The 24,485-nt window shown below is 60.1% G+C and carries 22 protein-coding genes, 1 tRNA gene and 1 pseudogene; 8 read left to right on the forward strand and 16 right to left on the reverse strand.

The features are described from left to right. The 3 genes and pseudogenes from ACILSI_RS22920 to ACILSI_RS22930 all read right to left on the reverse strand — a co-directional run. Nucleotides 1–207: pseudogene (locus ACILSI_RS22920) on the reverse strand (hypothetical protein); the annotation flags it as partial. Nucleotides 208–744: 537 nt separating this feature from the next. Further along, complete coding sequence (locus ACILSI_RS22925; protein ID WP_395724248.1) at nt 745–903, reverse strand: hypothetical protein; 159 nt, start codon at nt 901–903, stop codon at nt 745–747. 63 nt (nt 904–966) lie between these two features. Then, nucleotides 967–1,908 carry a LysR family transcriptional regulator gene (locus ACILSI_RS22930; RefSeq protein ID WP_395724249.1) on the reverse strand — a complete coding sequence of 314 codons (942 nt, stop codon included), beginning with the start codon at nt 1,906–1,908 and terminating at the stop codon, nt 967–969. A gap of 76 nt (nt 1,909–1,984) precedes the next feature. Here ACILSI_RS22930 and ACILSI_RS22935 point away from each other — a divergent pair, with 76 nt between their 5' ends. Both ACILSI_RS22935 and ACILSI_RS22940 read left to right on the forward strand, forming a co-directional pair. Continuing rightward, nucleotides 1,985–2,917: a metallophosphoesterase gene (locus ACILSI_RS22935; protein WP_395724250.1), complete on the forward strand. Its 933-nt coding sequence runs from the start codon at nt 1,985–1,987 to the stop codon at nt 2,915–2,917. A gap of 8 nt (nt 2,918–2,925) precedes the next feature. Beyond that, complete coding sequence (locus ACILSI_RS22940) at nt 2,926–3,348, forward strand: hypothetical protein (RefSeq protein WP_395724251.1); 423 nt, start codon at nt 2,926–2,928, stop codon at nt 3,346–3,348. 212 nt (nt 3,349–3,560) lie between these two features. Here ACILSI_RS22940 and ACILSI_RS22945 read toward each other — a convergent pair. Then, nucleotides 3,561–3,650: transfer RNA gene (locus ACILSI_RS22945), tRNA-Ser, on the reverse strand. 77 nt (nt 3,651–3,727) lie between these two features. After that, entirely contained in the window at nt 3,728–4,039 is a 312-nt protein-coding gene (locus tag ACILSI_RS22950; RefSeq protein ID WP_395724252.1) for a heavy-metal-associated domain-containing protein, read from the reverse strand. A gap of 146 nt (nt 4,040–4,185) precedes the next feature. On the opposite strand from ACILSI_RS22950, the gene ACILSI_RS22955 reads away from it, so the two are divergent. From ACILSI_RS22955 to sucD, 3 genes are all read left to right on the forward strand, one after another. Next, nucleotides 4,186–5,283 carry a hypothetical protein gene (locus tag ACILSI_RS22955; RefSeq protein ID WP_395724253.1) on the forward strand — a complete coding sequence of 366 codons (1,098 nt, stop codon included), beginning with the start codon at nt 4,186–4,188 and terminating at the stop codon, nt 5,281–5,283. 9 nt (nt 5,284–5,292) lie between these two features. Then, nucleotides 5,293–5,682, forward strand: a complete 390-nt coding sequence (locus tag ACILSI_RS22960; RefSeq protein ID WP_395724254.1) for a diacylglycerol kinase family protein — start codon at nt 5,293–5,295, stop codon at nt 5,680–5,682. A 66-nt stretch (nt 5,683–5,748) separates the two neighbouring features. After that, nucleotides 5,749–6,657, forward strand: a complete 909-nt coding sequence (gene sucD, locus ACILSI_RS22965; protein ID WP_395724255.1) for a succinate--CoA ligase subunit alpha — start codon at nt 5,749–5,751, stop codon at nt 6,655–6,657. Between the two features lie 44 nt (nt 6,658–6,701). Here the strand turns inward: sucD and ACILSI_RS22970 are convergent, their stop codons facing one another. Next, complete coding sequence (locus tag ACILSI_RS22970) at nt 6,702–7,859, reverse strand: prepilin peptidase (protein WP_395724256.1); 1,158 nt, start codon at nt 7,857–7,859, stop codon at nt 6,702–6,704. 61 nt (nt 7,860–7,920) lie between these two features. Here ACILSI_RS22970 and ACILSI_RS22975 point away from each other — a divergent pair, with 61 nt between their 5' ends. Both ACILSI_RS22975 and ACILSI_RS22980 read left to right on the forward strand, forming a co-directional pair. Next, a complete protein-coding gene (locus ACILSI_RS22975) occupies nt 7,921–8,613 on the forward strand; it encodes a M15 family metallopeptidase (protein WP_395724257.1) in 693 nt (230 codons plus the stop codon). After that, entirely contained in the window at nt 8,610–9,359 is a 750-nt protein-coding gene (locus tag ACILSI_RS22980) for an RluA family pseudouridine synthase (RefSeq protein WP_395724258.1), read from the forward strand. The genes ACILSI_RS22975 and ACILSI_RS22980 overlap by 4 nt, the downstream gene beginning before the upstream one ends. On the opposite strand, the gene ACILSI_RS22985 is transcribed toward ACILSI_RS22980, so the two are convergent. Genes ACILSI_RS22985 through ACILSI_RS23005 form a run of 5 tightly spaced genes read right to left on the reverse strand, consistent with a single transcriptional unit; the run spans nt 9,343 to nt 15,695 of the window. Then, the gene (locus ACILSI_RS22985) at nt 9,343–10,005 is read right to left on the reverse strand and encodes an SDR family oxidoreductase (protein WP_395724259.1); all 663 of its coding nucleotides are present in this window, start codon (nt 10,003–10,005) and stop codon (nt 9,343–9,345) included. The two genes, ACILSI_RS22980 and ACILSI_RS22985, sit on opposite strands and share 17 nt — an antisense overlap. After that, nucleotides 10,002–13,679 carry a hydantoinase B/oxoprolinase family protein gene (locus tag ACILSI_RS22990; protein WP_395724260.1) on the reverse strand — a complete coding sequence of 1,226 codons (3,678 nt, stop codon included), beginning with the start codon at nt 13,677–13,679 and terminating at the stop codon, nt 10,002–10,004. Before ACILSI_RS22990 ends, ACILSI_RS22985 begins: the two co-directional genes overlap by 4 nt. Then, complete coding sequence (locus tag ACILSI_RS22995; protein ID WP_395724261.1) at nt 13,676–14,401, reverse strand: tetratricopeptide repeat protein; 726 nt, start codon at nt 14,399–14,401, stop codon at nt 13,676–13,678. Before ACILSI_RS22995 ends, ACILSI_RS22990 begins: the two co-directional genes overlap by 4 nt. 27 nt (nt 14,402–14,428) lie before the next feature. Beyond that, the gene (locus ACILSI_RS23000; RefSeq protein WP_395724262.1) at nt 14,429–14,863 is read right to left on the reverse strand and encodes an NYN domain-containing protein; all 435 of its coding nucleotides are present in this window, start codon (nt 14,861–14,863) and stop codon (nt 14,429–14,431) included. A 34-nt stretch (nt 14,864–14,897) separates the two neighbouring features. Next, on the reverse strand, nt 14,898–15,695 hold the full coding sequence (locus tag ACILSI_RS23005; RefSeq protein ID WP_395724263.1) for a PIG-L deacetylase family protein: 798 nt from the start codon (nt 15,693–15,695) through the stop codon (nt 14,898–14,900). A 29-nt stretch (nt 15,696–15,724) separates the two neighbouring features. Here ACILSI_RS23005 and ACILSI_RS23010 point away from each other — a divergent pair, with 29 nt between their 5' ends. Continuing rightward, nucleotides 15,725–15,955, forward strand: a complete 231-nt coding sequence (locus ACILSI_RS23010; protein WP_395724264.1) for a hypothetical protein — start codon at nt 15,725–15,727, stop codon at nt 15,953–15,955. Here ACILSI_RS23010 and ACILSI_RS23015 read toward each other — a convergent pair. The 5 genes from ACILSI_RS23015 to ACILSI_RS23035 all read right to left on the reverse strand — a co-directional run bounded on the left by ACILSI_RS23015 (nt 15,930) and on the right by ACILSI_RS23035 (nt 24,360). Continuing rightward, on the reverse strand, nt 15,930–16,151 hold the full coding sequence (locus ACILSI_RS23015) for a hypothetical protein (protein WP_395724265.1): 222 nt from the start codon (nt 16,149–16,151) through the stop codon (nt 15,930–15,932). The genes ACILSI_RS23010 and ACILSI_RS23015 overlap by 26 nt on opposite strands. Nucleotides 16,152–16,202: 51 nt before the next feature. Continuing rightward, a complete protein-coding gene (locus ACILSI_RS23020; RefSeq protein ID WP_395724266.1) occupies nt 16,203–17,096 on the reverse strand; it encodes a sugar phosphate isomerase/epimerase family protein in 894 nt (297 codons plus the stop codon). 75 nt (nt 17,097–17,171) lie between these two features. Beyond that, nucleotides 17,172–18,086: a dihydrodipicolinate synthase family protein gene (locus tag ACILSI_RS23025; RefSeq protein WP_395724267.1), complete on the reverse strand. Its 915-nt coding sequence runs from the start codon at nt 18,084–18,086 to the stop codon at nt 17,172–17,174. A 66-nt stretch (nt 18,087–18,152) separates the two neighbouring features. Then, the gene (locus tag ACILSI_RS23030) at nt 18,153–21,200 is read right to left on the reverse strand and encodes a PVC-type heme-binding CxxCH protein (protein WP_395724268.1); all 3,048 of its coding nucleotides are present in this window, start codon (nt 21,198–21,200) and stop codon (nt 18,153–18,155) included. 115 nt (nt 21,201–21,315) lie between these two features. Continuing rightward, complete coding sequence (locus ACILSI_RS23035) at nt 21,316–24,360, reverse strand: protein kinase domain-containing protein (protein ID WP_395724269.1); 3,045 nt, start codon at nt 24,358–24,360, stop codon at nt 21,316–21,318. Nucleotides 24,361–24,485 lie beyond the last annotated feature (125 nt).

Consider the following 24,485-nt stretch of genomic DNA (forward strand, 5'->3'; position numbering starts at 1 on the left):
CCCGTCGCGCCCCTCAGCCAGCGCATGCGAATTGATCACCGGAGCGACCGAGGGATCGGCCTTGGCCCATTTCATGTCCACGCGATAGCGGGCCGGACCGTGACCGATGGTCACGCCATCGGGAGAGGCGGGAGTTTCCTGAGCCTTCGCATGGGCAGCGAGAAGGACGAAACTGGCGGAGAGGAGTCGGAGGACGTGGGTGGACATGATGCAAGTCATACGGACCTGCCGCCGCTCTGCAATCAGCCCATGGCGGCCTCACCGGCACTCTGGAATCCTTCAGCGAAGGCCTCGAACTGCTCGCCGCCATTGAGGTAGACCGCACCATTACAAAAGCGCCTTTCTTGAGCGATATTTGTATCGACTATGACCTCGACCGCGCCCTCCACGACCCATCCAGCGCAGCTACCGGGAGAATCACTGAGGGACTGCAAGCTACGGAGGTGCGCCTTAATCAGGAAAATCGCATCGCTCCCCTACATGTCGGGAAAGCAACTGCTCAAAGAGCATTTCTTGCTCATCACCGGCTCCTCGGTGACACCTTACGGGGAGACACCGTCCGACAGCCATCTGGCCGTGCTGCACAGACACCTGATAAAAGGCGTCAGAGAGAATCTCTTTTAACCCAAGACGTTCTCTACAAAGGCACCGGGAGCGGGTTCTCCAGATGGAAGAGCTTGAGCTGGCGAACCGAGGAGGCCGGCGTCTCCGCCAAGGTCGTCAATTCATCGACCTCGGTTCGGTTCATGATTGCTCCATTTCCACCAGGACTTCGAGACGCTCTTCGACCTCAGCGGCCAGGGCATCGAGAAGTTCGTGCTGCTCCTCTTGCGTCAATGAGGACAGCAGGTGATCGAGCAAGGTGGTGGTGGATTGAATGAAGTCACGAAGCGGGCGTTTCATGGTGAGCTCAGCTTGCCGCACCGGGTCGGACATTGGCTGGGGGACAGTGCAAAAATGCGGCCATCACGTCACTTTCCGCGCGGGATGGGCGAGATGACTGGCCAGTTTCTCAAGCACCGGCTTTTCGATTCCCCGCCGGCGCATCTGCCGGTCGTTCCAATGCAGCACCAGCGGCCGGCCATAATTCATCAAGGGTTCGAATTCACGACTGAGCACCTGCTCCTCCGCCAGCCGTTTCATGCCAATCGAAGGCAGCACCCCTGCGCAGGCCCCGAATGCCACGAGTTCACGCACCTGCAGCAATGAGGTGCACTCCACCGCCGGAACGAACCGCCCGCAGGCTGCCTCCACCGCCTGGCGCACCTCCTGATCGAGCTGACCTCCACCCGCCATCGCCGCCCATGGCAGCGCCGTCCATTGCTCGGACTGCGCCAGCCAGCTCCTCGGGCGGGTACCCAAAAGCGAACGCGCGACACACAGGTGAAAACTCAGCCTCGCCACGGGCAGGCTGGTCTTGGCACGCTGCTCCTCGCTCAGCGCGTCTTCCCGAACCACCGCAAAGTCCACCGCTCCGTCACGCACCGCCTCCACCAGCTCACGGCTGCGCATCGACTTCAGATTCAGCGCGGCATTTCCCAACACCTTTCGAATTCCGCCAGCGGCCGGGATCACCATCCACTCCAGCATGCTCGCACCGCCACCGATGCGGAAGGTCCTGGGCAGCTTGCGCTGCTCGTTGATGAAGCCTTGGAGGTCGTCGAACTGCTGCCGCACCAAAACGGCCAGGCGTTCGCCGGCGGGCGACAGCGCGATGGTCTTGCCACGACGAACCGTCAGCTCGGTTTCAAAGTAGGTTTCCAGTTCGCCGATCTGACGGCTCACCTGCGCCTGACGTGACAGACTGTCAGGAGCCGACTTGGCAATCGATCCCGCCTCCGCCACCTCCAGGAAGCTGCGCAGCCGGTCCAGCGACAGGCCTGAGCGGGAAAAGAGATCTTTGTTCATTACTTACTCTACAGTTAGTAATACAATACTTTACTGCATGGTCGAGCGGGATATTTAGACCGAAGATGGCCATGCAATGAACAACCAACACTACGACCTGATCGGCGACATCCACGGACACCACGACAAACTCACCGCCCTGCTGCACATGCTGGGCTATCAACCACGAGGGAAGGGCTTCCGCCATCCCGAAGGCCGGAAGGTCATCTTCCTCGGCGACTACATCGACCGCGGCCCCAAGGTGCGCGAAGTGCTCCTTACCGTGCGATCCATGGTCGATGCCAACGACGCCCTAGCCATCATGGGAAACCACGAATACAACGTCGTCTGCTACCACACGCCGGACGGTCGAGGCGGCTGGCTGCGGGAGCACAGCGAAAAGAATTGCCGCCAGATCATTGCCACGTTGCGAGACTTTGATGGACGTGAAACCGAGTGGGCCGACTGGCTGGAATGGATGAAACATCTTCCCATGTTTCTCGATCTCGGGAATCTGCGTTGTGTCCACGCCTGCTGGGACTTCAAGCGGATCAAGCGCCTGATGGACCGCAGCCTCACAGATCAGGCCTTTTTACACGCCAGCGTCACCAAGATGACGCCAGAGCACCGGGCTATCGAAAACGTGCTCAAAGGCCCGGAAATCCCAGCCACAGAGGGCAACCTTTTCCGCGACAAGGAAGGCACCTACCGCAACACCATTCGAGCGCGCTGGTGGGACATCCGCGACGGACTCACCATCAGCGACCTCGTCATGCCACCCGGCAGCATGGCCGATTCGATGAAAGTCGATTCATGGATGCTTCACCGCCTGCCCAACTACGGGCCACAGGAGCCACCCGTGTTCTTCGGACATTATTGGCTTCCCGCAGATGCACCCAAAGCCCCGCTGGCACCCAACATCGTCTGCCTGGACTTCAGCGGCGGTCTTGATGGTCCCCTCGTGGCCTATCGCTGGGACGGCGAGCAGACGCTCAGTGCTGAAAAGTTTGCCAGCTCGGAACTGAACTGAACCAGCCGATGACAACAAACCCCAAACTCCAAATCTTCGCCAGCTCTGCACAAAGTTTCGCCATGCAGATGATGAGCAATGCCAGTTATATCCAACGTGAGCTGCCTACCATCGAAGTCCCTAACGAACTCCGGGCGAAAGTCGAAGCCGTGTGCGACTCGCTAATTGGCACCAAGCATGATGTCATCACCGAGCTCTTTGAACTCGATGAACAGACCCGAGCGGGAGTTTCGGAAGAAAAACTCTCCGAGAAAATGGGCCGCGTCGTTCGGTGGTTGTGTGAATCCAATCAGGAAATGCACGAACTTGTGCAAGAAGTGGAGCAACTCGTCTCGAAAGACTCTTGCTATGGGCTTTTGTTCATTTTGATCATCGAATCCGCCACCAACATTGCAAACTCGCTGCCTGGTGCATTGAGTGATGAAGAATGAAAACGGGCAACAATACATGGAGGTGCGTTACCGTCATGTGTTGTGGGGAACCGCTGCACGAAGAACCGTTTTCCGAATTTCGTGTGGCATCGTTTTGCCACACACACGAACCTTCACTGAACCTCTTTTAACGTGACTGACTTGGCTTTCCATGTTGCCACTGGTGTTGCCACTTTAGCCTCTGTCTTTTCGTAAATCACTGATTCTGAGGGTGGCGGACAGGGAGGGATTCGAACCCTCGGTACCGATTAAGGTACACACGCTTTCCAGGCGTGCTCGATAGACCACTCTGACACCTGTCCATTGTTTCGATTCCACGGGTTGGGAAGCGAGCGCGGAGTGTGGCGTGGTCCGCCCCTCAGGCAAGCTGATTTTACCCTCACTCGGATTTCTTCCAGCCATGCACGACGTAAGTGTTTGCGGAGGCACCCAGCGCGGAGACCGCCTGTTCCTTGGTGAGAGCAGGGGCGGTGGACGTGACGGTGACTTTTTGCGTGCCCGGCTTATCTCCAGCGACGATCTCGACCTTGGAGACGCCCTCCAGCTTGGTGAGGGACGCGGTGACGTGGTCCTTGCAGCCTGCGCAGACCATGCCGCTCATTTCGGCGACGTAGGTGACCGGTTTGTCAGCAGCGAACGCGCACACAGATGACAAGGAAAGGGCGAAGAGGAGGATGAGGTGGCGAATCATAGGGGTAGGAAACGCATAGCGGGTGCTCGGTTTTCAGCCAAGTCCAAGTTTCAGCTGCCCAGGCACGTTGAAGGGTGAATTCGTTCACCACACGGACATTTTTTGCGCCTGTTTTCGTTTTAGCGTGTTTAATTTTCTCCACGACCATGAAGCCCCAATCCATCCTGTCTTTGCTTCTTGCCTTGCTGGCCGGCAGCGCCGCCGCCCAAGAAGAGCCACGCCCGCGTCCACGGCCGCCAGCCACGGCGGATGAACTGACAGTTCCAGAGGTCAGTCTCACTCCGGCGCAGGTGGGTCATATTTTGAAGGAGCTGGAGAAAGTGGAGGCCGAGATTGGTCAGGGCCGTGGAGGCATCCTGAGCGCCGCGCTGACGAAATTCCGCTCCGCGATGGGCAGCGAGAGCGATGCGGTCTCTCTTTATCTGGAATGCTACAAGCTGGAGAATTTCGACCGCAAGGATCTCAAGCAGACGGACTTCATGGAGTGGCGGGAGCGCAATGAAGCGCGGTTTAAGGACGAGAATTTCTCCAAAGGACTGCTGCTCCAGCTCGAATACCTCGTGCTGACCATTCAGGCTCAAAATGTCAAAGAGCAGAAGGACATGGGAACGCTGGTGTCCGCGTTGCAGGCATTCATGGCGAAGGCCATCACGGAGGTGCATGCCACGATGAAGCACACCGCCTCAGGCGCGGTGGAGCAAAAAGACGCGGACACCAAAGGCGGGGGGCAGGGACGCAAAGGTGGCGGCAATGGTCAGGGCGGTGCCTCGCCACTGGCAGCGATGCTGCGCCAGTCGGTGAAGGGGACTGAATTCGGCAAGGCTTACTTGCTGGATGACCACCTCACGCGACGTGAGTGGGAGTACTCACCATTGAACATCGGCGGCATCTACAGCTCGGTCATTTTCCCTTATTATGTGTCTGAAAAACCAACCGAGCTTTCCGCCCAGTGGGATGCGCGCATCAATGCCGAGATGGCGCTGCATAAAGCCAGTCTGAGCGAGACGGAGTTTGCTCTTTTTTACAAGGAGGCCCAGCCCCGGCTACTATGGGAGAAAAACAACCATCTGCTTGCCAGCAACATCAATGCGATCAACGCCCTCGCTGACATGCTCAAGATCATTCAGGGCAATCCCAATCATGCGGATGCGGTGAGCTGGCTGACGCAGTTCAAGGCGATCATGCAGAAAGTGGCTCCTGCCGAGGCACCGCCGCCGGTGGAAAAACCCATCGGCAGCCAGTAAGGTCACACCATGTTTCGCTGGATCACCTCGGTCATTCTCAGTTTCGGGCCTGCACTCACAGGCCTTGGCTGGGCGCTGAAAACTCAGCGCAATCTCCAGGTGCATGCCGTTGCGACGTTTGCGGTCCTGATGTTCGGATTCGGGCTGAAGATCGCGCCATGGGAGTGGTGCTCCGTGGCCCTCGCGACCGGACTGGTGTGGGTCGCGGAACTGCTGAATACCGCCATCGAGGTGCTGGCGGACCGCGTCAGTCGGGAGCGGGAGGAGCCGATTCGTCGTGTGAAGGACGCTGCGGCGGCGGGGGTGCTGCTGGCCGCCACGGTGGCATTTGTCGTCGGGTTGATCGTGTTTTTGCCGAAGTTGTGGCGGCTTTTTGAGAATGTTCCGCCGCTTCCTTGACGTGGCGGGTCGGGCTTCTATGATGCGCGGCTTTTCCTCCCCTTAAACACCCACTGAATCACTCCGATGGCCATTCTCGTTGAAACTGACACCCGCATTCTCGTCCAAGGCATCACCGGTGATTTCGGTTCCCGCCACGCGAAGGCTTCCATCGACTACGGCACCCAGCTCGTCGCCGGTGTCACTCCAGGCAAGGGCGGTCAGGTTTTCGAGCACAGCGGCAAGAAGGTGCCGGTGTTTGACACCGTCGCCGAGGCTGCGCGTGAAACGGGGGCCACGGTGAGCGTCATTTTCGTCCCGCCGCCCTTCGCTGCGGATGCCATTCTCGAAGGCGTCGATGCTGGTCTCGACCTCGTGGTCGCCATCACCGAAGGCATTCCGGTCAATGACATGATCCGCGTCAAAGCGGTCATGAAAGGCAGCAAAACCCGCCTCATCGGCCCGAACTGCCCAGGTCTTGTCACTCCTGGACACGGCGAAAAATCCCAGGGCGGCTGCCGCATCGGCATCGCTCCGGGTTACATTCACAAGCGTGGCAACGTCGGTGTTGTCAGCCGCTCCGGCACGCTCACCTATGAGGCCGTCTGGCAGCTCACCACGCGTGGTTACGGCCAGAGCACCTGCGTCGGCATCGGTGGTGACCCAGTGAACGGCACCAATCACCTCGACGTGTTGAAGATGTTCAACGACGACCCGGAAACGGAAGCCATCATCATGATCGGCGAAATCGGCGGCAATGCCGAGGTCGAGGCAGGTCTCTGGGCCAAGGACAACTGCAAAAAGCCCATCGCCGCCTTCATCGCCGGCGCCACCGCTCCTCCCGGACGTCGCATGGGCCATGCGGGTGCCATCATCGGTGGCGCGGATGACACCGCCGCCGCGAAGAAGCGCATCCTCGCGGAATGCGGCATCGCCGTTTCCGATTCCCCCGCTGACATGGCCACCACGCTGCTCAAGCGCTGGGGCAAGGCGTGATCTGCGGTGATTGATTCAAGACCGGGCAGGTGAGAGGCTGACTCTCACCGCCACATCGTCTTGCTGATGTACCAATCGACGACCGACGGGCCGTAGAACAGCCACAGCACCGCCCCCATCGCCAGATAGGGGCCGAAAGGGATCTTGGCTCCCCACTCAGCCCGACCAGTGACGCGGTGGATCACTCCAAACACCGTGCCCAGCACTGACGCGGCCAGGATCGTGAACAACACGGCCTGCCAGCCAGTGAACGCGCCGATCATCATCAGGAACAGCACGTCGCCGAAGCCCATGGCCTCGCGTGGGATCACGACTTGCGTGGTCTTGGCCCGCAGCGTGGTCACGCCTTCGAGCGGAAACTCCTCCAGGTTCGTGCCATCGCGCACCTTGATCTTTTCCATCCACAGCTCTGCCGTCACCTGTCCAAACGAACGCTCGTTCACCAGCAATGAGTTGCAGGAAACCACCATGCGGTCGCTCGTGCGCATGAAGAGGTCGGCCCAGTCAAACTTGTGCTCGCCGAAGACGACCACCGGCGGCTCGTTCTCATCCGGCTGCGTCACCTGCCATTCTTCCTCCTTTTCAAAGACGAACTTCTTGCGGCCAAAGGCCAGCTTGCCCAGCTCCACCACCAGCCACAGTCCGCCGAGGCCCAACGCGGCGCTCGCCAGTGAAATGAGCACGCCTCGTGTGTGAGTCTCTTGCTCCACCAGCGCCGGCACCCACCACGCAGCCAGCACGCCCGCCACCGCGCCGCCGATCGTGATCGAGTGTGGCAGGATGAAATGGTCGATGTCGATGAAGGTGCCCGCGATCAGCAGGCTCACAAACACCCACACGCACAGCACATGCGGTCCCCATTCACTGATCTGGGGCCACGGGTTCGGGTATTCCCCGCTGATCTTCAGAAACACCATGTAAAACAGCACCCCGGTCAGCAGTTCGACCCAGAAATAGCGCATCGAGATCTTGCCGCCGCAGTTCGCGCACTTCCCGCGCAGCAGCAGCCAGCTCAGCAGCGGAATGTTCTGCCACATCGGGATCTGATACTTGCATGACGGGCAGAAACTGCGGCGCGGCTTGTCCACAGAAATGCCCAGCGGCAGCCGGTAGATCACCACATTGAGAAACGAGCCGATGCCCGCTCCAATGTAGAAGGCGAGGAATTGGAGCAGGGTGTCGAGGACTTGAAAACGCGTCATGGGAGTGGCTGAGTTTGCAAACTTGCCCTGCCGTGCGTGTGTACGGAAGCAAAAACTCCACATGAACTCAGATTCCTGGCGCATCATCCTCTGCATCACTCTTGGCATCGCGCTGTCTGGCTGCGCCGTGCCGGAGGAACGGCGCAGCGCCCTTGTTCCCAGCCATTCCATCGAACTGGCCCAAAGCTTCGACCTTGTCGATGTCCGCGCCACGACTCCAGACATCGCCATCGACTTGCGCTATGCCACCGCAGACAATGTGTTGAAACACCCGATCTACCCCGCCCGCATGCCCTGCCTGCTTCGGATCGAAACCGCCGAGAAGCTCAAAACCGCCCAGGCACTGCTCCGCGCCCAAGGCTACGGGCTGCGCATTTGGGATGCCTACCGGCCGCCGGAGGCGCAAGAGAAGCTGCACCGGCATGCCGGCAGCACGGGCATGTTTCTCTCCCCCGAGGCCTCCGGTTGGAGCCGCCACTGCGGTGGCATCGCCGTTGATCTCACGCTTGTCGATGCACAGGGGCGTGAGCAGCGCATGCCCACCTACTTCGACCAGGATTTTGCCAATGCCAGCCGCCGCTATCGCGGCAGCGATCCCGTGGTGAAACATAACCTCCAAATCCTCCAGGCCGCCATGAAGCAGGCGGGCTTCATCCAATTGGAGTCCGAATGGTGGCACTTCGACGACAAAGACTTTCTCTACGACCCGCAGCCCATCATCTACGGCAGGCAACTCGCCATTCCCATGCTGTGAGCATCCGCAACGACGCCACCTTCACCGTCATCGACGAGACGGACGGTTACATCGTCGTCAACAAGCCCGCGCCGCTGCAAATCCATCCCGGTGATCCGAATGGCCCGCCCACGCTCTGGCATCGTCTTTGCGATCTCCTCTCGTATGAAATCGCCAACGGCGGTCAGGTCTCCATCATCAACCGCCTCGACCGAGAGACCAGCGGCGTCGTTCTCGTTGCGAAAACTCACGAGCTTGCCCGTCTCTTCGGCATGGCGATGCAAGAACGCAAAATTCACAAGACCTACACCGCGCTCGTCCACGGCTGGCCTGATTGGGAGGCGCACATTCTCGACGTTCCCATTCTCCGTGCCGGTGAAGTCCAAGAAGCTGACATCTGGGTCAAACAAATCGTCCATCCGCAAGGAGCGCCCTGCCGCACCTCGTTCCGCACGCTTCAGCGCTTCGAGCGTGAGGGCATGCCGTTCGCTTTGATCGAGGCGAAGCCCGAAACCGGCCGCATGCATCAAATCCGCGTCCATCTTCACCACCTCGGTCTTCCCATCGTGGGCGACAAACTCTACGGTCGCGATGACCGCTGCTACCTGGAGTTCATCGAAACCGGCTGGACTCCTGTCTTGGAGAAGAAACTCCTCCTGCCGCGCCAGGCGCTGCACTCCTCACGTCTCGAACTCAATCTCGAAGGCTTTCCAAGTTGCTGGGAAGCGCCGGTGCCGCCGGAGTTCACGCTCAAGCCCAGCGCCTGACGCGGCTGTCGAGCTGAAACACCTGTCCGCTCACATTCACCAGGCTGTGAAGAAACACGATGAAACGTGCCGCGTCCTCCGCCGTGTTCAGCCGCCCCAGCGCATGCGTCTGCATCAAGTTCTCACGCCACGCTTCATCTTCTAGCAGATGCCGCGTCATCTTCGTCTCCAAAAAACCTGGCAGCACGCAGTTCGCCCGCACATTTCGCGCGCCATACTCCTTGGCGATGCTCTGCGTCAGTCCGATCAGCCCCGCCTTTGCCGCCGCATAATTCGCCTGGCCTGCCGGACCGCTCAGTGCCGAGTACGAGCCGATGTTCACGATGTGACCGCCACGCTGCTTCGACATGAGCTTCAACGCTGCCTGCGACACGAGAAACGCTCCCTTCAAATTCACATCGACGACATGATCGAAGTTTTCATCGCTCATCTTGGCCAGGAACGCGTCGTGACAAGCCCCGGCGTTGTTCACCAGCAGATCTATTTGCTTCATTTCGGCAAAAAACGCCTTCACCGAAGCCTTGTCCGTCACATCCAGTTCCGCACGGCCTGGAGCCACAATGTCAAAACCTGCCTGCTTGAGTTCGGCGCAAATCGACTTCGCCAAATCGCCTTCGCCACCGGTGATGAGCGCGATGGGTTTCATGACGGTGTCCCCCATCCACCTCCGCCGGGTGTTTCGATGATCACGCAGTCGCCTGCTTGGGCTTCAAAGGTTGTGCAGCCATCTAGCTGTGTGGTTTGGCCGTTGCGCACGAGTGTCTGGCGACCGCATTGACCTTGTTGACCGCCGTGCAGGCCAAACGGCGCTTCCACGCGATGCTGGGTGAGCAAGCTCACCGTGAGTGGCTCAACGAATTCAAACTCTCGCACCACGCCATCGCCACCGCACCATTGGCCTGCGCCGCCGGAGCCATGGCGGATGGCAAACTGGAGCAAACGCACTGGGTAGCGCTGTTCGATGATCTCGGGATCGGTGATGGCGGTGTTCGTCATGTGCGTGTGCAGTGCGTGCGCTCCGTCGTGGCCATTGCCGGCGCCGGAGCCACCCGCAATCGTCTCGTAGTAACCGAAACGACCGCCGCCGAACAAGAAATTGTTCATCGTGCCCTGGCTGCATGCTTGCAGGCCCAGAGCCTTGATGAGCGTGTCCACAAGCCGCTGGCTGACCTCCACATTGCCGCCGACCACGGCGGGGCAGTGAGCTGGATCGTCTGAGAAGATGGGATTGAGGAGAGACGTGGGAAGGATGATCTCGACGGGATCAAGCAGGCCTTCGTTGAGCGGCAGGTCTTCTTGCAGCATCAGCCGCATCACATACAACACAGCGCTGCGCACGATGGCGGTAGTGGCGTTCAGATTGCGCGGATGCACGCTGGAAGTGCCGGTGAAGTCGAGGATGAGCTTTCCACTGTCCTTCCGCATCGAAACGGTGATCTGGGCGCCGTCATCGAGCTTTTCCGTGGCGAAAATCGAATCCGGCAGGCGGTCGATCTGGCCGCGCATGACGGTGGCGGAATGGTCCAGGATGCTTTGCATCGCCTCTGCCAGCGAATCACCCGCCAGCGCGCGCAAACGCTCCACACCATGCAGATTGGCCGCGAGCTGGGCATGCAGGTCGGCCAGATTGTCCGCCAGATTGCGTGTGGGATGCAGTGCTAAGGTCAGCAGGGCGCTGAGCTCGTCGAAACAGGATTTGCCTCCGCGAATCAGGTGCCGTGGGGCGATGACGACACCTTCTTGGATCAAGCGAGTCGCGTTTGCCGGCATCGAGCCTGGAGTGATGCCGCCGATCTCGGCATGGTGAGCCCGATTGGCGATGTAACCGATGAGATGGCGGTTTGAATCGAACACCGGCGTGATGAGCGTGACATCTGGAAGGTGTGATCCGCCAAACGCGGGATGATTCGTGATGATCGTGTCTCCCGGCTGCATGGAGACAGCTTTGGCAACTTCCCGCACGCACACGCCGAGCGCGCCGAGATGCACGGGAATGTGCGGGGCGCTGGAAAGCAGCCGTCCTTGCGGATCTAGCAGAGCGCAGGAAAAATCGAGCCGCTCACGGATGTTGGTCGAGATGGCGGTGCGGCAGAGCAGCGCGCCCATGTCGTTCACGATGGAGTGGAAGCGATGGCGCAGTAGATCGCGTGCGTGGGGAGGGGATGCGACGGGGGACGAGTTGCGCAGGATGTGGCCAAAGCCTGGGACGTGCTCCACGCTCCAGCCCGGTGTGATGACGATGGTCGAGAAGGCGTCCTGGATGAGCGTGGTGTGTGTAGAGGAAGACGTGAGTCTTCCTTCCGCACGAATTTCGTTAAACTCACGTTTTTCACCACGCGTGATGGTGCGGATGCTGACGAGCTCGATTTCACGATTCGCAGGCGGCGGGTAGCCGAACAGGCGCTCGTAGGCGGCGCGGTAGAGCGCGGGAAGGTCGTGCGGACTCTTGAACTCGACTTGCAGCGGCGTGTCCTGGCCTTTGAGGCGGAGTTCGGCGATAGAAAAGTGGTCCGCACAGTCCTCTGTGCGGAGCGTGGAAGGCTCTTGGTTCATTTCACGCGGTAGAGCATCGGACACGGACGGCTCCGAGGAGGCAGGGCGTTGTATGAGCTGACGGAGCGCCGCACAGGGGACTGTGCGGACCACTTTGTCGTCGCTTTGCGACTCCAAGAATGCCGCCAGGGGCATGCGCATTTCTGTTTCCTCAATGACTTCCGGCACGGCTTCCTGCAAACCGACGGCGCTCAAGATGCCCGCATGCTCAGGAACCAGGATCGTCTGCATGCCGAGCGCTTCGGCGACGGCGCAGGCATGCTGCGGACCGGCACCACCAAAGGCCAGCAGCGCGTGATTGGCCGGATCGTAGCCTTCGCCGATGGAAATGCGGCGGATGGCGTCGGTCATGTGCTCGATGGCGAGGCGCAGCAGCGCGTGAAGCAGTTCCGTTTCATTCAATGAGCCGTCGGTTTGCGCGTGGAGTTCACGCAAACGTTGCTGCGCGGCATTAACATCGAGCGGAATCGGTGCTTTCGCGGGATCAAAGCGGCCGAGGAGCAAATTGACATCGGTGATGGTCAGAGGGCCGCCTTTGCCGTAGCAGGCGGGACCGGGATTTGATCCGGCGCTCTCCGGGCCGACGGCGAGGCCGTGATGCGTCATGCGGCAGACCGATCCACCGCCTGCGGCGACGGTTTCGATGGCGACGCAAGGCGCGAGCAGTTTCATGCCCGCTACTTCTTGGGAGAAACGATAACCAGGCCGTGTGTCGATGCGCGCCACGTCCGTGCTGGTGCCGCCCATGTCGAACGTGATGATTTTCGTGATGCCCAGCCGCCGCGTCGCGTTCGCCGCGCCGATGGCTCCACCGGCAGGACCACTGAGCAGCATGTCCTTCGGACGGATGTCATCCGCCGTCTTCAAACCACCGGCGCTGGTCATGACCTGCATGTCCGGTGAGACGCGGCGGATGCCATTGAGGAAAGACTGCACGGGCGCGTGCAAATACGCGTCCGCTACCGTGCTCTGCGTGCGCGGCAGCAGTTTGGCGAAGGCGGCGGTTTGATGCGAGAGCGTGAGATGGGTGAAACCGCACCCGCGCAGTATTTCAGCGACACGCATTTCATGCTGCGGATGGGCGTGGCCGTGGAGCAGCGAAATGGCGGCGGTGGTGATGCCTCTCGAAATGCAATCGAGCGCGGAAGCGCGGACGGCGGCTTCATCGAGTGGTTCGAGCACCTCGCCAGCGACATTAATGCGCTCTGTCACCTCGCAGGCGATCTCGTGGAAGATCGGACGCGGCTCGTGCTTGAGCGCAAAGAGATCGCTACGGCGTTGGTCGCCGATTTGCAGGAGATCGCCAAAGCCACGCGTGATGAACAGCGCGATGCGGCCTCCTTTGCGCTCCAACAGTGCGTTGGTGGCACGCGTGGTGGCGATGCGCAGGCTCAGTGGCGGAAAATCGTAACCTGGAGGCGTGTTCGTGAGGATGCGGGCACCTAGCACGGGTGCTTCCTCGCCGGTGGTGAGTTCGAGGAGCGTGCCGGGCTGCCAGGACTCTGGTGCATCCAAGGTGAGTGGATTTTCACCTGTGATGATGCGTTGTGATGCATCGCCGATGGCTTTGATTTGGAAGCCGATGAGGAAGCCACTGGGCAGTGGCGGGAGCCCGGACAACCGAGTTGGAAAACTCGGTTTAGAGTCCCAGACGGCACGCAGATGGCCGGTGGAGAGGACTTTGCAGCGCGTCTCACGGCCCTGAGGGTCGAGAGCATGGCAGTCGGTGAAGGTGCCACCCGTGTCGGCTGCGAAGCGCCACGTCACGGCTGCTTGGGCTGCTCCTTGGGAGCGTTGAAGTCCATGTCAGGCACCCAGCGCAGTTCCTTGAAGGCATCGTAGTATGGCTCGCAAGCGGGGCCTTTAAACACGGCCACGCCGCGTTGCACCCATTCGTTGGCCTTTGCGATGTCGCCCATTTCAAAGGCCATCGCGGACTTGCTGAAATAGTAGGCGGGCGTGTCGTCCATGAAGGTGAAGTTGTCCGCCACGATCTGCTCCGCCTGCTGGCGGTGGCCGAGCTTCAGCTCACAGAGCATGCGTTTGTAATGAACCAGATGACGAATGACCATTGGCAGCTTCGGGTAGTCGGCGATCATTTTGGAAAATGACTTCAGTGCCGTGTCAAAGTCGTGCTTCACGAAGTAAAACTCGGCGAGATTGAACTTTGGCAGCGGGCTGTCGGGCTGAAGCTGCGCCGCTTTTTCAAACTGCGGCAGCGCGAGATCGAAGTCGCGACGACGGGGGGCAAGGTAGATGTCACCACGCAGGGCGTAGATGTCCGCCAGGTTTGGTGCGAGCTTTTCAGCCTCCTCCAGCTTCTCCAGCGCGTCGGTGTATTGGTGCTTCACACGCATGTCGCGGGCGGTGAGAAGCAGCTTTCTGACCTCGTCTGAGACAGGGGCTGCGGCGGCAGGAGCGGCGGGAGCTTGAGCGAGCGCGGAGGAAGCGCCAAGCACGAGGAATGCGAGAAAAGGTCGAAGGTTCATGGCAGGAGGCTAAAGCGGGTTGGTGAATCAGGCAAGGCGGGCGCGCATCTGGGTTTCAGCCCCATCACATAGGCTGCGGAGGATTTCAGGGCTGATCCACTCGGCTCCAAGTGACAGAATCGTTTCACGCACCATGCCGTCGGCGGAAACGACGCGCATGGTGCGCTCCTTGGCGTAACGGGCCACGAGGCGCTCGATGATCGTGTCCGCCGTGGTGCCGGGGTCGGCGTAGATGATTTGCAGGCCCTGGGGTTCCCGCTCCTCGTTCGTGCCCTGCTTTGCACCATCAAACACCGCGACGACTTGCATGCCGCTCATGTCCTGGAGATTGCGCAGGCGTTTGAGCAGTTCGATCCGCGCCAGATGCCTGCGTGAGGCGGCTCGGTGCTCGCGCAGCAGCTCCGGCCAAGCGTGGATGACGCTGTGACCGTCGATCAGGAGGTAGGTGAGCGGAGCGGGCATGCGGCGCACTGATTCGCCGCTATCCGCACGCTGTTCAAGCCGGGGTTGCCCTCGCCTTTTCGTATTCCTCATTGATCAGGCAGAGATCGCCGAGCGCGTCCTTGAGCGGGTCGATCTCCTTCGCGCTGAATCCGAGGTGCAGGTGCCTGCGCCAGCCTTCGGCGAACTCAAACTGGCCGGAGAGCCTGCCGACGGCGCGTGAGGCCTCGTCCATGCTGATGAGGTAGGAGTCCATGCCCTGGCTGACATCGAGCCAGTGTTTCTGGCTTTCGTGCGCGGCGAGCGCCTCGCGTTTGCGCTCGTGAACGCTGGCTGTGTTGACGAAAGAACCCGCCATGAACTTCTGGCGCAGCGGATCGCACAGGCCGTGCGGCATGGCGTGATAGACGGTCACGTCATGCGAGTAGGAGGGCAGATGCGGGTCGGTCTGGAAGTTCGGAATGCAGTGCGCGAAGGCGGCGGTCACGGCCAGACGGCACGCAGCCATGTGATCCTCCATGTAATCGGCAGGCGCGTGCGTCAGCACGATGCTGGGCTGTGCCATGCGCACGACGGCGGCGACCTGGCGCAGGTATTTCACGTCGTAGGTCAGCTCCAGGTCGTCACTGATGGGCGGATAAAACGTGGCCCCGAGAATGCGGGCGGCTTCCTTGCCCTCCTCAAGGCGTTTGCGGGTCGTGGCGGGCCCGTCCATCTGTACGGAGCCGCCGTTGCCGGTGCAGAGGTTGATGTAGTGGAGATCCCAGCCGCGTTCTTGGAGCAGTAGCAGGGTTCCAGCGGCGACGAACTCGATGTCGTCAGGATGGGCGAAGATGGCGAGGGCGGAAGGCATGGGGTTTAAATTCTATTTTCGTATTGATCGTGTTTGCCGATGAAAAACCAGAGGATGGTGCCGTCTGCCTCGATGCCCAGCGCCCGATGATTATCATCGACCCGAACGGACCAGAACTTGCCCACCTTCTTGAAATGCAGCGAGGGATGCTGATGATTCTGCTGCCAGAGTTGGTATTGCTTCCGGGCTCTGGCCTGCACGGCGGATGGCAATCGGTTGAAGTGCTCCCAAAACTCAGGCGCTACACAGGAATTCATTGAGAGGAGTGCTGTTCCCGGCTTGATGATCGCGCAGCGCTTTGGCGGCCATTTGATCAAACTTGCCAGCATGAATGGCCCGTTCGAACGCGGCATCGACACGTCGCGCCCTGGCTTCATCAAACCAAGATGCCAAAACCTCGAAGTCCTGACCCGGCAGGGATTCAATGGCTTGTTCGATCTCCAGGACGGTGCTCATGCCGATATTTTTGCACAAGGTGTTGGAACTTGCAAGCCCACGGCAGCATCCTCACATCGCGAAGATGCTGTCCATGCGCTCGGTGAGCGTCTTGAGGCCGTTGGGATTGAGGCCGCCGCGCTGCTCGCTGATGGCCCAGCCGGTGTAGCCAATGCCGTCGAGCGCTTTCATGATGGCGGGCCAGTTGTTGTCGCCTTGGGTGAGGTCGCAGTCGAAGCCCTTCCACACGCCCTCATCCTTCATCTTCTTGGTGCTGTACTCTTTGACGTGGATGCGGTTGATGCGCTTGCCGAGCACGGGAATCCAATGCTCCGGCCAGCCGTAGCGCAGCACGTTGCCGATGTCGAAGTGCCAGCCGACGATGGGATCGCCGATCTCGTCGAGGAACTTCACGGCCTCGATGGGGCTGAGGATGAAGTTGTTCCAGACGTTTTCGATGGAGATCTTCACGCCAAGTTCCTTGGCCAGCGGCACGGCTTTCTTGAGTTCGGCGATGGAGCGCTCCCAGGCAGCCTGGTAGTTCACTTCCTCGTTCACAACGCCGGGGACGACGAGAATGGAGTCCGCGCCATAGGCTTTGGCGTCGCGCAGGGTTTGCAGCACGCCTTGCAGGCCTTCCTCGCGGATTTTTTCATCGTTGTGAGTGAGCGTCTGCTTCCAATGAGTGTGGCAGCACACGCTGGCGGCTTGCAGACCAGACTGGCTGAGAGCATCGAGCACTTCCTGCTGATTCAAGCCTCCGGCAGGCTCCACGCCTTCATACCCGGCTGCCTTGGCGGCTTGGTACTTCTCAATAAGCGTGCCCTTGATGCCCAGCGTGCCTCCCATGATGGCCTTGCGCAGCTTGCGAGCGGGTTTGGCGGCTTCTTGTGCGGTGATGCCACCCGTGGCGGCGAGAAGGGCGGTGGAAGTGACGGATTGGAGGAAGTGGCGGCGTGAGGACATGATGTGAATACGGAGGTGCGAGCCGTGAGCTGTCAAGGGCGAGGTCAAGGAATCGTCAAGAGGTCAAGATTGGACTCAGCCGTTCTTGGCGAGCAGCGCCTTGGCAGCTTTTTCGATCTTGGGCAGCAGATTGGCCGGAAGTTCGGTCAGCAGCGGCAGCACGGGACCGGTTTGGGCGACGCCGGAGAACTGGACGGCGTGATGCAGCACGAGGATCGGGCTGTGCGCGTTGCGCAGGTCTTCGAGGGCCACGAATTCCTCACGGATCGACTCCGCAGTAGCCCAGTCCTTCTTCAAAATGGCTTTCAGCAAGGCGGTGGAGCGTGAGGGCGCGATGCACACGCAGCCAGCCGTGAAACCCGTGACGCCGAAGTCACGCAAATGGATGATGGAAGGCTGCTCGCCGATGCCGCTCACGATGAGCTTGGTGTCCACCAGCTTGATGAGCTTCTTGAGATACGGGTCTTTCTTCGGATCTGGCTCGACGATGGCGTACTTGATCCAGGAGATGAGGCCGTCGTTGACCAGTTCAGCGGCAAGCTCAGGCGTGATGTAGGAGCCGTCTTTGATGTAGAGCACGGCCTTGATGCCAGACTTCTCCACGAAGTGACGGATGGCCGTGGCGACACCAGCGGGCTTCGACGGGAAAAGCGTCGGCAGCAGCATCGCGGTGGGGAAGGCGAACTCGCTGAGGATTTTGGCCTGATCCATCGCGGTGCCATACATCGGTCCGACGGATGGCACGATCCACATGTCCTCCGGCGAGATGTCCACGAGCATCTTCAGCAGCGAGTGATACTCGCTGGGGGCGATGTTGTAGAGATTCGCGTTGCCTCCGTAAAGCAGCGTGCGGATGCCGCCCTTGTACATGTGCTTGATGAGGCGGCTGTTTTGAGATTTTGCCAGGGACAGATACTTGTTCCGGCACAGCGGCGGCACGGCGATGACGGAGGATTGCAGATCTTCGAAAGTAACAGGGGTGGTTTTCATGGATTGGGCACAGGAGCGCGGAGCGCGGCGGCTGCAAAGAAAAACAGGTTCAGTTTGCGGCCTGGGTCACAGGCTTTCGATGTAGCTGATCAAATCGGCCATGTCCTCAACGGTCATGCCCGTTTCGAGGCCTTCCGGCATCAAACTCTGGCCGCTGGAGCTGCTGCCTTTGATCTCGGCGCGTTGCAGCGTCTTTTCGACGCCGCCCATCATCCGAATCGTCATACTGGAGGCCGTGTCATTCGTGATGATGCCAGCCAGCGTCTGCCCGTCCTTGGTGTTCACTGTGTAGGCGATGAACTGCGACGCCACCTCCTTGTGCGGCTCCAAGATCGCTGTCAGCAACGCCTCGCGGCCCTTCGTCTTCACCGTGATCAAATCCGGGCCCACTGCCAGTCCCAGCGCTCCGGCCTTATGACAGGCCACGCAACGCGTCATGTATTGAACCTGTCCCTTTTGCGCGTCGCCCTTGGCCGCGATAGCTGGCTTGAACTTCGCGGTGACTTCTTCGCGTGAAGGCGGAATCACCGAGGCCAGCGCCGTCTTCGCCGCAGCCGCCACCTTCGGTGACTTGTGCTTGATCAAGTCCTGCACCTGAGATGCCGAAAATTCCTCTGCTTTCACCACCTTCGCCTCCAGCAAGGCCACCGCACGGTCCTCGCGACTCAAAAGCGCCTCCAAAACCGCTGATTTGGCTTTCGGACCGTAATGCGCCCAATTCCCTATCAAAGCCGTCGTAACTGGTGCTGAGCTGTTTTGGGCTAGCACGCGGATTGCGGCGGTTTGAACCGCGTCCGGCTGTTTTTCGCCCAAACAGGTCATCAGAGCGGCTGAAGCTTCTTTGGCTGAACTCACTCCGAGGAGTTGAATGGCGTCCAGTCGTACTGAAGCGCTAGCTTGGCCATTCGTGGCGTTCTCGGCGGCCTTGGCGAGGATGGCGGCCAGTTTGCCATCTTTGTCGGCTTTGGTCAGATTCGAGCCAGCGCGGCGCAAACCTTCGCCGAGAGCCTTCACCCAGCTCGCTTTGACGGGTTCGGTGGTCACGGCGGCAATCAAAGCAGCTTCATCCTTTGCTTCGGCGGCGGCGAGCATGATGAGCGATTCGGCAAACGAAGGTTCCAGCCTGCCCAGATCACCGCGAAGCTGCTCAAACAAGCCGCTTCCCGCATCACCCAGCACTGCGGCACTCATCCACTTTCCGCTCGCGCCATCACGAGCCATCTTGGCGAGCCAGGCATCACGCGAAGCGCTCTTCGGCGCAGCCAATGCTGTTTGGAAGCGCACACGCGGCGAAGCATCTGCTGCCAGCGCAGCCAGCGTTGGCTCATCCAGCTTGGAGACGCGGCGAAGGGCCGCCTCACGAACTTGCGCATCAGCGTCCTTCGCAGCCGAGACCACATGAGTGGTCTGCAAAGCTCCGAACGACTCCAATGCGTTCATGGCATGCAGCTTCGCGAGCGCGTTGTCGCCACTGAGCACTTTCTCCAGCATCGGCACCGCCGCTTTGTCCTGACGCTCGAAGAGAAGACGCTGCGCGGTGTCGCGGTGCCAGCCGTTGGGGTGGCTGAGGAGCTTCACGAGGTCTTCGGTGCTGGCATCGGCGAGATTGACCTTCTGGCCAATGCGCTCCGCGCCCTTGTCTGGCACGATGCGGTAGATGCGACCACGATCATTGCCGTTGTTCAGATCAATGTGCTTCTTAATCTCGTCGGGGATGCTCCAGGGATGCTCAATCACTTCGCGATACATGTCGCAGATGTGCAGGCAGCCGTCAGGGGCGTTGGCAAAGTTCACGACGCGCACCCAGGTGTCTTTGGACGCGGCGAACTCGAAGCCGTGCTCGTCGGCGGGGCGTTCGCCAATCAATGAGATGCCGTCAGCGCTAGGTTTGATGATTTTGCGATGCACGAGCTGGCCGCCCGCATCGCCGGTGAAGCTGTTGTTCACGAACTCGGGACCGTAGGCATCACCTCGATAAATCGTGGTGCCGGTGGCTCCGGTGAAGTAGCCGCTGACGCGTCCTCCGCCTTCCACCGCACCTTTCACCACACCCGCGATGCGCCAGCGCGTGCGGATGATGCGCCATGGCTCGTCAGGACTGATGCGGAAGACTTCCGCCGCGCCGCCATCGACCGCGATGCTCTGCTTGGCAGGCGGCATCTGGTAGTAGGGATTGCGGTTGGCATATTTGTCGTCGTAAACCCAGTATTGAAGGTGGTCGCTGTTCGAGCAGCCGAACTTGCGGCCGTAGTTGTCGAAGCTCATGCCGTATTGTGCTCCGCCGCCTTCGAGACCGAATTCATGCGTGAGCGGATCAAACCAGAAGTCCTTCCCACCGAGTTCGATGCCGTCCTGTAGATCAGGCGTCCCGCCTGATCCGGGTGTGGCGGGCATTTTGCCCGTCTTGGATGAATCAGGCAGGATGCCTGATGCACTGGCGGCAGGCGGGACGCCTACCCTACGCACGACGCCGCGATTACCACCACCGGCGAGGATGTGGATGCGATTGTCCTGCCCCCACATGAAACTGTTCATCAAACCCTGGACGTTGAGCATTTTCAGACCGGTGCCGAAGCCCGTGAAGACCTTCTCCCGCTTCTCTGCCTTGCCATCGCCGTCTTTGTCTTCAAAGCGCCAGATGTCCGGCGTCGCGCCGACATACAGGCCTCCATTGGCCCAGACCAGTCCCGTCGGCCACGGCAGGTCATCGGCAAAGATCTGGCTCGTCTCGAAGTAGCCATCGCCGTCCTTGTCTTGGAGCATGGAAATACGGCCCATGTGCGGCGTCACCTCGCGCATCTCGCTGTAGTCATGCATTTCGCACACAAACATGCGCCCGCGCTCATCGAAGCAGATGGCGATTGGATCACGCACCTGCGGCTCATGCGCGGCGAGTTGCAGCTTGAAGCCTTTTTTGACCTGCCAGGTTGAGATCGCGTCCTTCGGCTCCACCGCCGGGTAACGCGGCAGATCCTTGCCAGGATCGACTGCCACCGCGTTTTTCGTTTCTCCGTAAGCTTTGGCGTAGGTGGTCTTCGTCTTGATGCCGTCAGACTGGGCGAAGACAAAGGGGCAAAGGGCGAAGGGCAGCAAGAACAGGCCGAGACGTTTCATGGGGAGAGCATACGGGGATGCGTTCTGGGATGAACAGCCGAAAGTTCCGCATCGTGGTATTCTTGTGATGAACGGTTCTCGCGAGGGGCTCATCGCGATAACATGGTGGAATAGATTACTCGTCCAAGTCGACGCCCTCCATGAGCGGGAGCTGGTCTTTGGGCAGTTCCGGTAGCGGCCAGTCGAGACCGATGGCTTTCAATTCCTGACGCAAGAGAGCGACATCCCAGATGACCAAATGCTGTCTGGCGTCTGCGTTGACCAAAAGGTCTCCATAGGGCGGTGAGAAATTCAGCGGGCGCTGCCGGTCAAAGTCGGGGGATGTCATCTCGCGCAGGGTTGGGGCATGAATGATGAGCGCCCGATTGCGCTCCGATTCAATCGCGATGGCGGTGCCTCGCGGACTGAAAGCCATGGCCCCGTAGAAGTCGCCCAGGCTGGTGCGGACGGTGTGTGCCTGCTTCCATGTGCCGATGGTCCAAAAGGCGTACTCCTGGCCATTGCCGGTGACGAGCAGCTTGCCGTCAAGGTTGAAGCCGACATTGGCGCTGCCAGCGACGGTAAGGTCTGTCACTCGTCCTTCAGGTAATGACCAAACGCGCACCCCCTGTCCCTGCCAAGTCCCGGCGGCCAGCCAGTTTCCAGCCGGACTGATGGAGACAAAGGCGGCCTTTGGCTGCGCTGCGAAAGCACGCGGCGCGTCTTTGAGGGACAAGTCAAACAACATGACATTAGGCGGCAGTGCCGCGGCCAGCCATCGCTCATCCCTGCTGATCGACGCCCATTCCCATCCGCTGCGAGGGTCGATCTTTTGCGCTGGAGCAAGACGCATTCGTGTGGGTGTCTGATCGTTGGTTTTCAGGATCGGCCAGCGCATCAAGCCGCTCTTGCTGCTGAGTATCAGAGAGTCTTTGGTCCAGAGAACGGAACGATTTTCCTTCGAGTTGATGCTGCCGATCTGCTCCGCATCACGATTCCAGAACTTGAGGGTGTCTTCACCAGCGGTGGCCAGAACCCTGCCGTCCGTGCTCCAGGAGGCGCTGTTGATGAGGCTGCCGGGGTGCCCTTCTCCATGACGGACGACCGCGCCATCACTCACTTCCAGCAGTTGCTCCTGATCGCCCAGGCGCAAAGGACCCAGCCGGCGTCCGTCTGGTGAAACGTGGAGCTGGTCGAGAGATCTCGCGGGAAGACTGATCTCGATTTTTTTCGTTCGGGAGTCCCACATTGTCACAAAGCCGTCCGCACCTTCGCTAAAAAGGTGTCGTCCATTCGGGTGCCAGACGACGTTTCTGACGATGCCACTATGCGCGGGCCATGACGTCGCTTCAGTTTCGGCCTGAGTAACGTTCCAGAGGTAAACGCTTCCGTTCTCTGATGGAATGGCGAGAACCGGCCTGCTGTGATGCCAGGCGATGCAGCGTGTCGCGCCACAGGCTGCGAGTACTGCGGCGTTTTTTTGCTGGTTCAGATCATGAATTTCGACGCCGCCTTGCAGATGGCTTACTGCCACAAGCCGACCATCCGGGCTGCAACGAATCGTGTGAGGGGCTGATTCCAGCTTGAACTTTTGCAGGATGTTGCCGCTAGGCACCTCGATTTGATGCATCTGGGTTCCGAAACCCACCAGAATGCTGCGGCCGTCTGGTGTGAAGTCGCAGGTGGCGGGCAAGGCGGTTTCAACCTGCATCACAGCCTTGGAGGAATGAACTTCCCAGACGGTCAGTGTGGCCGAATCCGTTCCTCGTTTGCCGCGCACGGCAGCGAGCCGCCGCCCATCGCGGCTGAAGCGCGGCGCGTCCAGCACGGGGGCACCTGTGCCAGGGAACGCGGCCAGTTCTTTGCGGTCTGGAAGCGAGATGATGCTGACGCTCCCGTCCTGGTAGGCATGGGCCAGCATGGAAAAGTCAGGGCTGATCTCACCCGAGTCCATCTTGTCCATGTCTGTTACCGGCCAGCGCTCTGCTTCACGCATGTCAGCGAGGCTTAGGCAGGCGATGGCCTCATTCTGCAGGCTTGGCAGCGCCTCGTTCAAGGAGGCTGGGGTGTGAAGCTGCCTGGCAATGTCCAACGCCTTGGCAACGGCATCGAGTGCTTCCCAACGGTGTCCGGGACGGTCTTTGGAGCGCAAGGCCGCCGAGTTGCTGGTGAAGCCGTCCAGGGACTGTCTGAGGAGATTTGCGTTTTGTTTGCTGGTCTTTTCCGCCTGTCTCCATGCGTAAATCAAACTGGTCAGCGCAATGATGCCCATGACCGTCAATCCGCTCGTCAGGGCCGCAACGCCAGGCCTGCGTCGCGCCCATTTGGCGACACGTCCTGCCTTCGTGGCAGGGCGCGCGGAGATCGGCATAAACTGAAGCCAGTTTTCGAGGTCATCAGCCAAGGCGTTGGCGGACGCGTAGCGCTTTCGGGGATTCTTTTCGAGGCACTTCAAGCAGATCGTTTGAAGATCCCGGTCAATCTCGGGTACGATATGGCGCGGAGGCACCGGTTCTCTCTCAGCGACTTGGCGCAGCATCTCGTGAATCGAATCGGCTCGGAAAGGCGGCCGGCCGGTGATGATCTCATAAAGAACCGCGCCGATGCTGTAAATATCCATCGCCGTCGTGACTTCGCTGCCTGTTGCGGAGGCCTGCTCCGGGGACATGTATTGTGGCGTGCCGATCACGCGGTCGGACATCGTCAGCTTCATGTCCGCTTCCAGAAGTTTGGCCAGCCCGAAGTCCGCCAGGTTTGGCTCTCCAGCCTCATCCAGCAAAATGTTGCCCGGTTTGATGTCGCGGTGGATCACGCCTCGTTGATGAGCGTAGTGAACGGCGCGGGCGATCTTTGCCACCAGCGTGGCACCTTGCCGAGGCTCCATGGCACCGTTCTGAAGGACGGTTGCGAGGCTTCGCGCCTGTTCGACCAGTTTCATGGTGAAGTAGCACAGGCCGCGGACCTCGCCGAACTCGAACACCGGCACGATGTTTGGGTGGTCAAGACGCGCGGAAGCTTCCGCCTCCTGTTGAAAGCGTGCCAGGTCCGTCGGAGTCGCGTTGTGGTGAAAGCGCACCATTTTAAGGGCCACGTTCCTGTTCAGGCTCGTCTGCCGCGCCTGATAGACGATTCCCATTCCTCCGCGACCGATTACTCCCTGGATCTCATATTCTCCGAACATGGAGCCGATATGAACTAGGCGGTGTCTTTGCAAATCAAGCGAGGTGAGTTCTATCCAGGAGGGCGGCGAAAGTGATGAACCCCGCAAAGGATGAGGCGGTTTTGTCGGCACGCAAAGCGAGGCGT

Source organism: Prosthecobacter sp., assembly GCF_044232965.1.
Lineage (GTDB): Bacteria > Verrucomicrobiota > Verrucomicrobiia > Verrucomicrobiales > Verrucomicrobiaceae > Prosthecobacter.

Bases quoted from the DNA above. Each gene is read 5' to 3' on its own strand.
- ACILSI_RS23035 (WP_395724269.1), bottom strand. From the start codon at position 24,360: ATGTTCGGAGAATATGAGATCCAGGGAGTAATCGGTCGCGGAGGAATG.
- ACILSI_RS22975 (WP_395724257.1), top strand. From the start codon at position 7,921: ATGAACTCAGATTCCTGGCGCATCATCCTCTGCATCACTCTTGGCATC.
- ACILSI_RS23000 (WP_395724262.1), bottom strand. From the start codon at position 14,863: ATGCCCGCTCCGCTCACCTACCTCCTGATCGACGGTCACAGCGTCATC.
- ACILSI_RS23005 (WP_395724263.1), bottom strand. From the start codon at position 15,695: ATGCCTTCCGCCCTCGCCATCTTCGCCCATCCTGACGACATCGAGTTC.
- ACILSI_RS22930 (WP_395724249.1), bottom strand. From the start codon at position 1,908: ATGAACAAAGATCTCTTTTCCCGCTCAGGCCTGTCGCTGGACCGGCTG.
- ACILSI_RS23030 (WP_395724268.1), bottom strand. From the start codon at position 21,200: ATGAAACGTCTCGGCCTGTTCTTGCTGCCCTTCGCCCTTTGCCCCTTT.
- ACILSI_RS22955 (WP_395724253.1), top strand. From the start codon at position 4,186: ATGAAGCCCCAATCCATCCTGTCTTTGCTTCTTGCCTTGCTGGCCGGC.
- ACILSI_RS22950 (WP_395724252.1), bottom strand. From the start codon at position 4,039: ATGATTCGCCACCTCATCCTCCTCTTCGCCCTTTCCTTGTCATCTGTG.
- ACILSI_RS23020 (WP_395724266.1), bottom strand. From the start codon at position 17,096: ATGTCCTCACGCCGCCACTTCCTCCAATCCGTCACTTCCACCGCCCTT.
- ACILSI_RS22925 (WP_395724248.1), bottom strand. From the start codon at position 903: ATGAAACGCCCGCTTCGTGACTTCATTCAATCCACCACCACCTTGCTC.
- ACILSI_RS22985 (WP_395724259.1), bottom strand. From the start codon at position 10,005: ATGAAACCCATCGCGCTCATCACCGGTGGCGAAGGCGATTTGGCGAAG.
- ACILSI_RS22970 (WP_395724256.1), bottom strand. From the start codon at position 7,859: ATGACGCGTTTTCAAGTCCTCGACACCCTGCTCCAATTCCTCGCCTTC.
- ACILSI_RS22935 (WP_395724250.1), top strand. From the start codon at position 1,985: ATGAACAACCAACACTACGACCTGATCGGCGACATCCACGGACACCAC.
- ACILSI_RS22995 (WP_395724261.1), bottom strand. From the start codon at position 14,401: ATGAACCTTCGACCTTTTCTCGCATTCCTCGTGCTTGGCGCTTCCTCC.
- ACILSI_RS22960 (WP_395724254.1), top strand. From the start codon at position 5,293: ATGTTTCGCTGGATCACCTCGGTCATTCTCAGTTTCGGGCCTGCACTC.
- sucD (WP_395724255.1), top strand. From the start codon at position 5,749: ATGGCCATTCTCGTTGAAACTGACACCCGCATTCTCGTCCAAGGCATC.
- ACILSI_RS23025 (WP_395724267.1), bottom strand. From the start codon at position 18,086: ATGAAAACCACCCCTGTTACTTTCGAAGATCTGCAATCCTCCGTCATC.
- ACILSI_RS22940 (WP_395724251.1), top strand. From the start codon at position 2,926: ATGACAACAAACCCCAAACTCCAAATCTTCGCCAGCTCTGCACAAAGT.
- ACILSI_RS23015 (WP_395724265.1), bottom strand. From the start codon at position 16,151: ATGAGCACCGTCCTGGAGATCGAACAAGCCATTGAATCCCTGCCGGGT.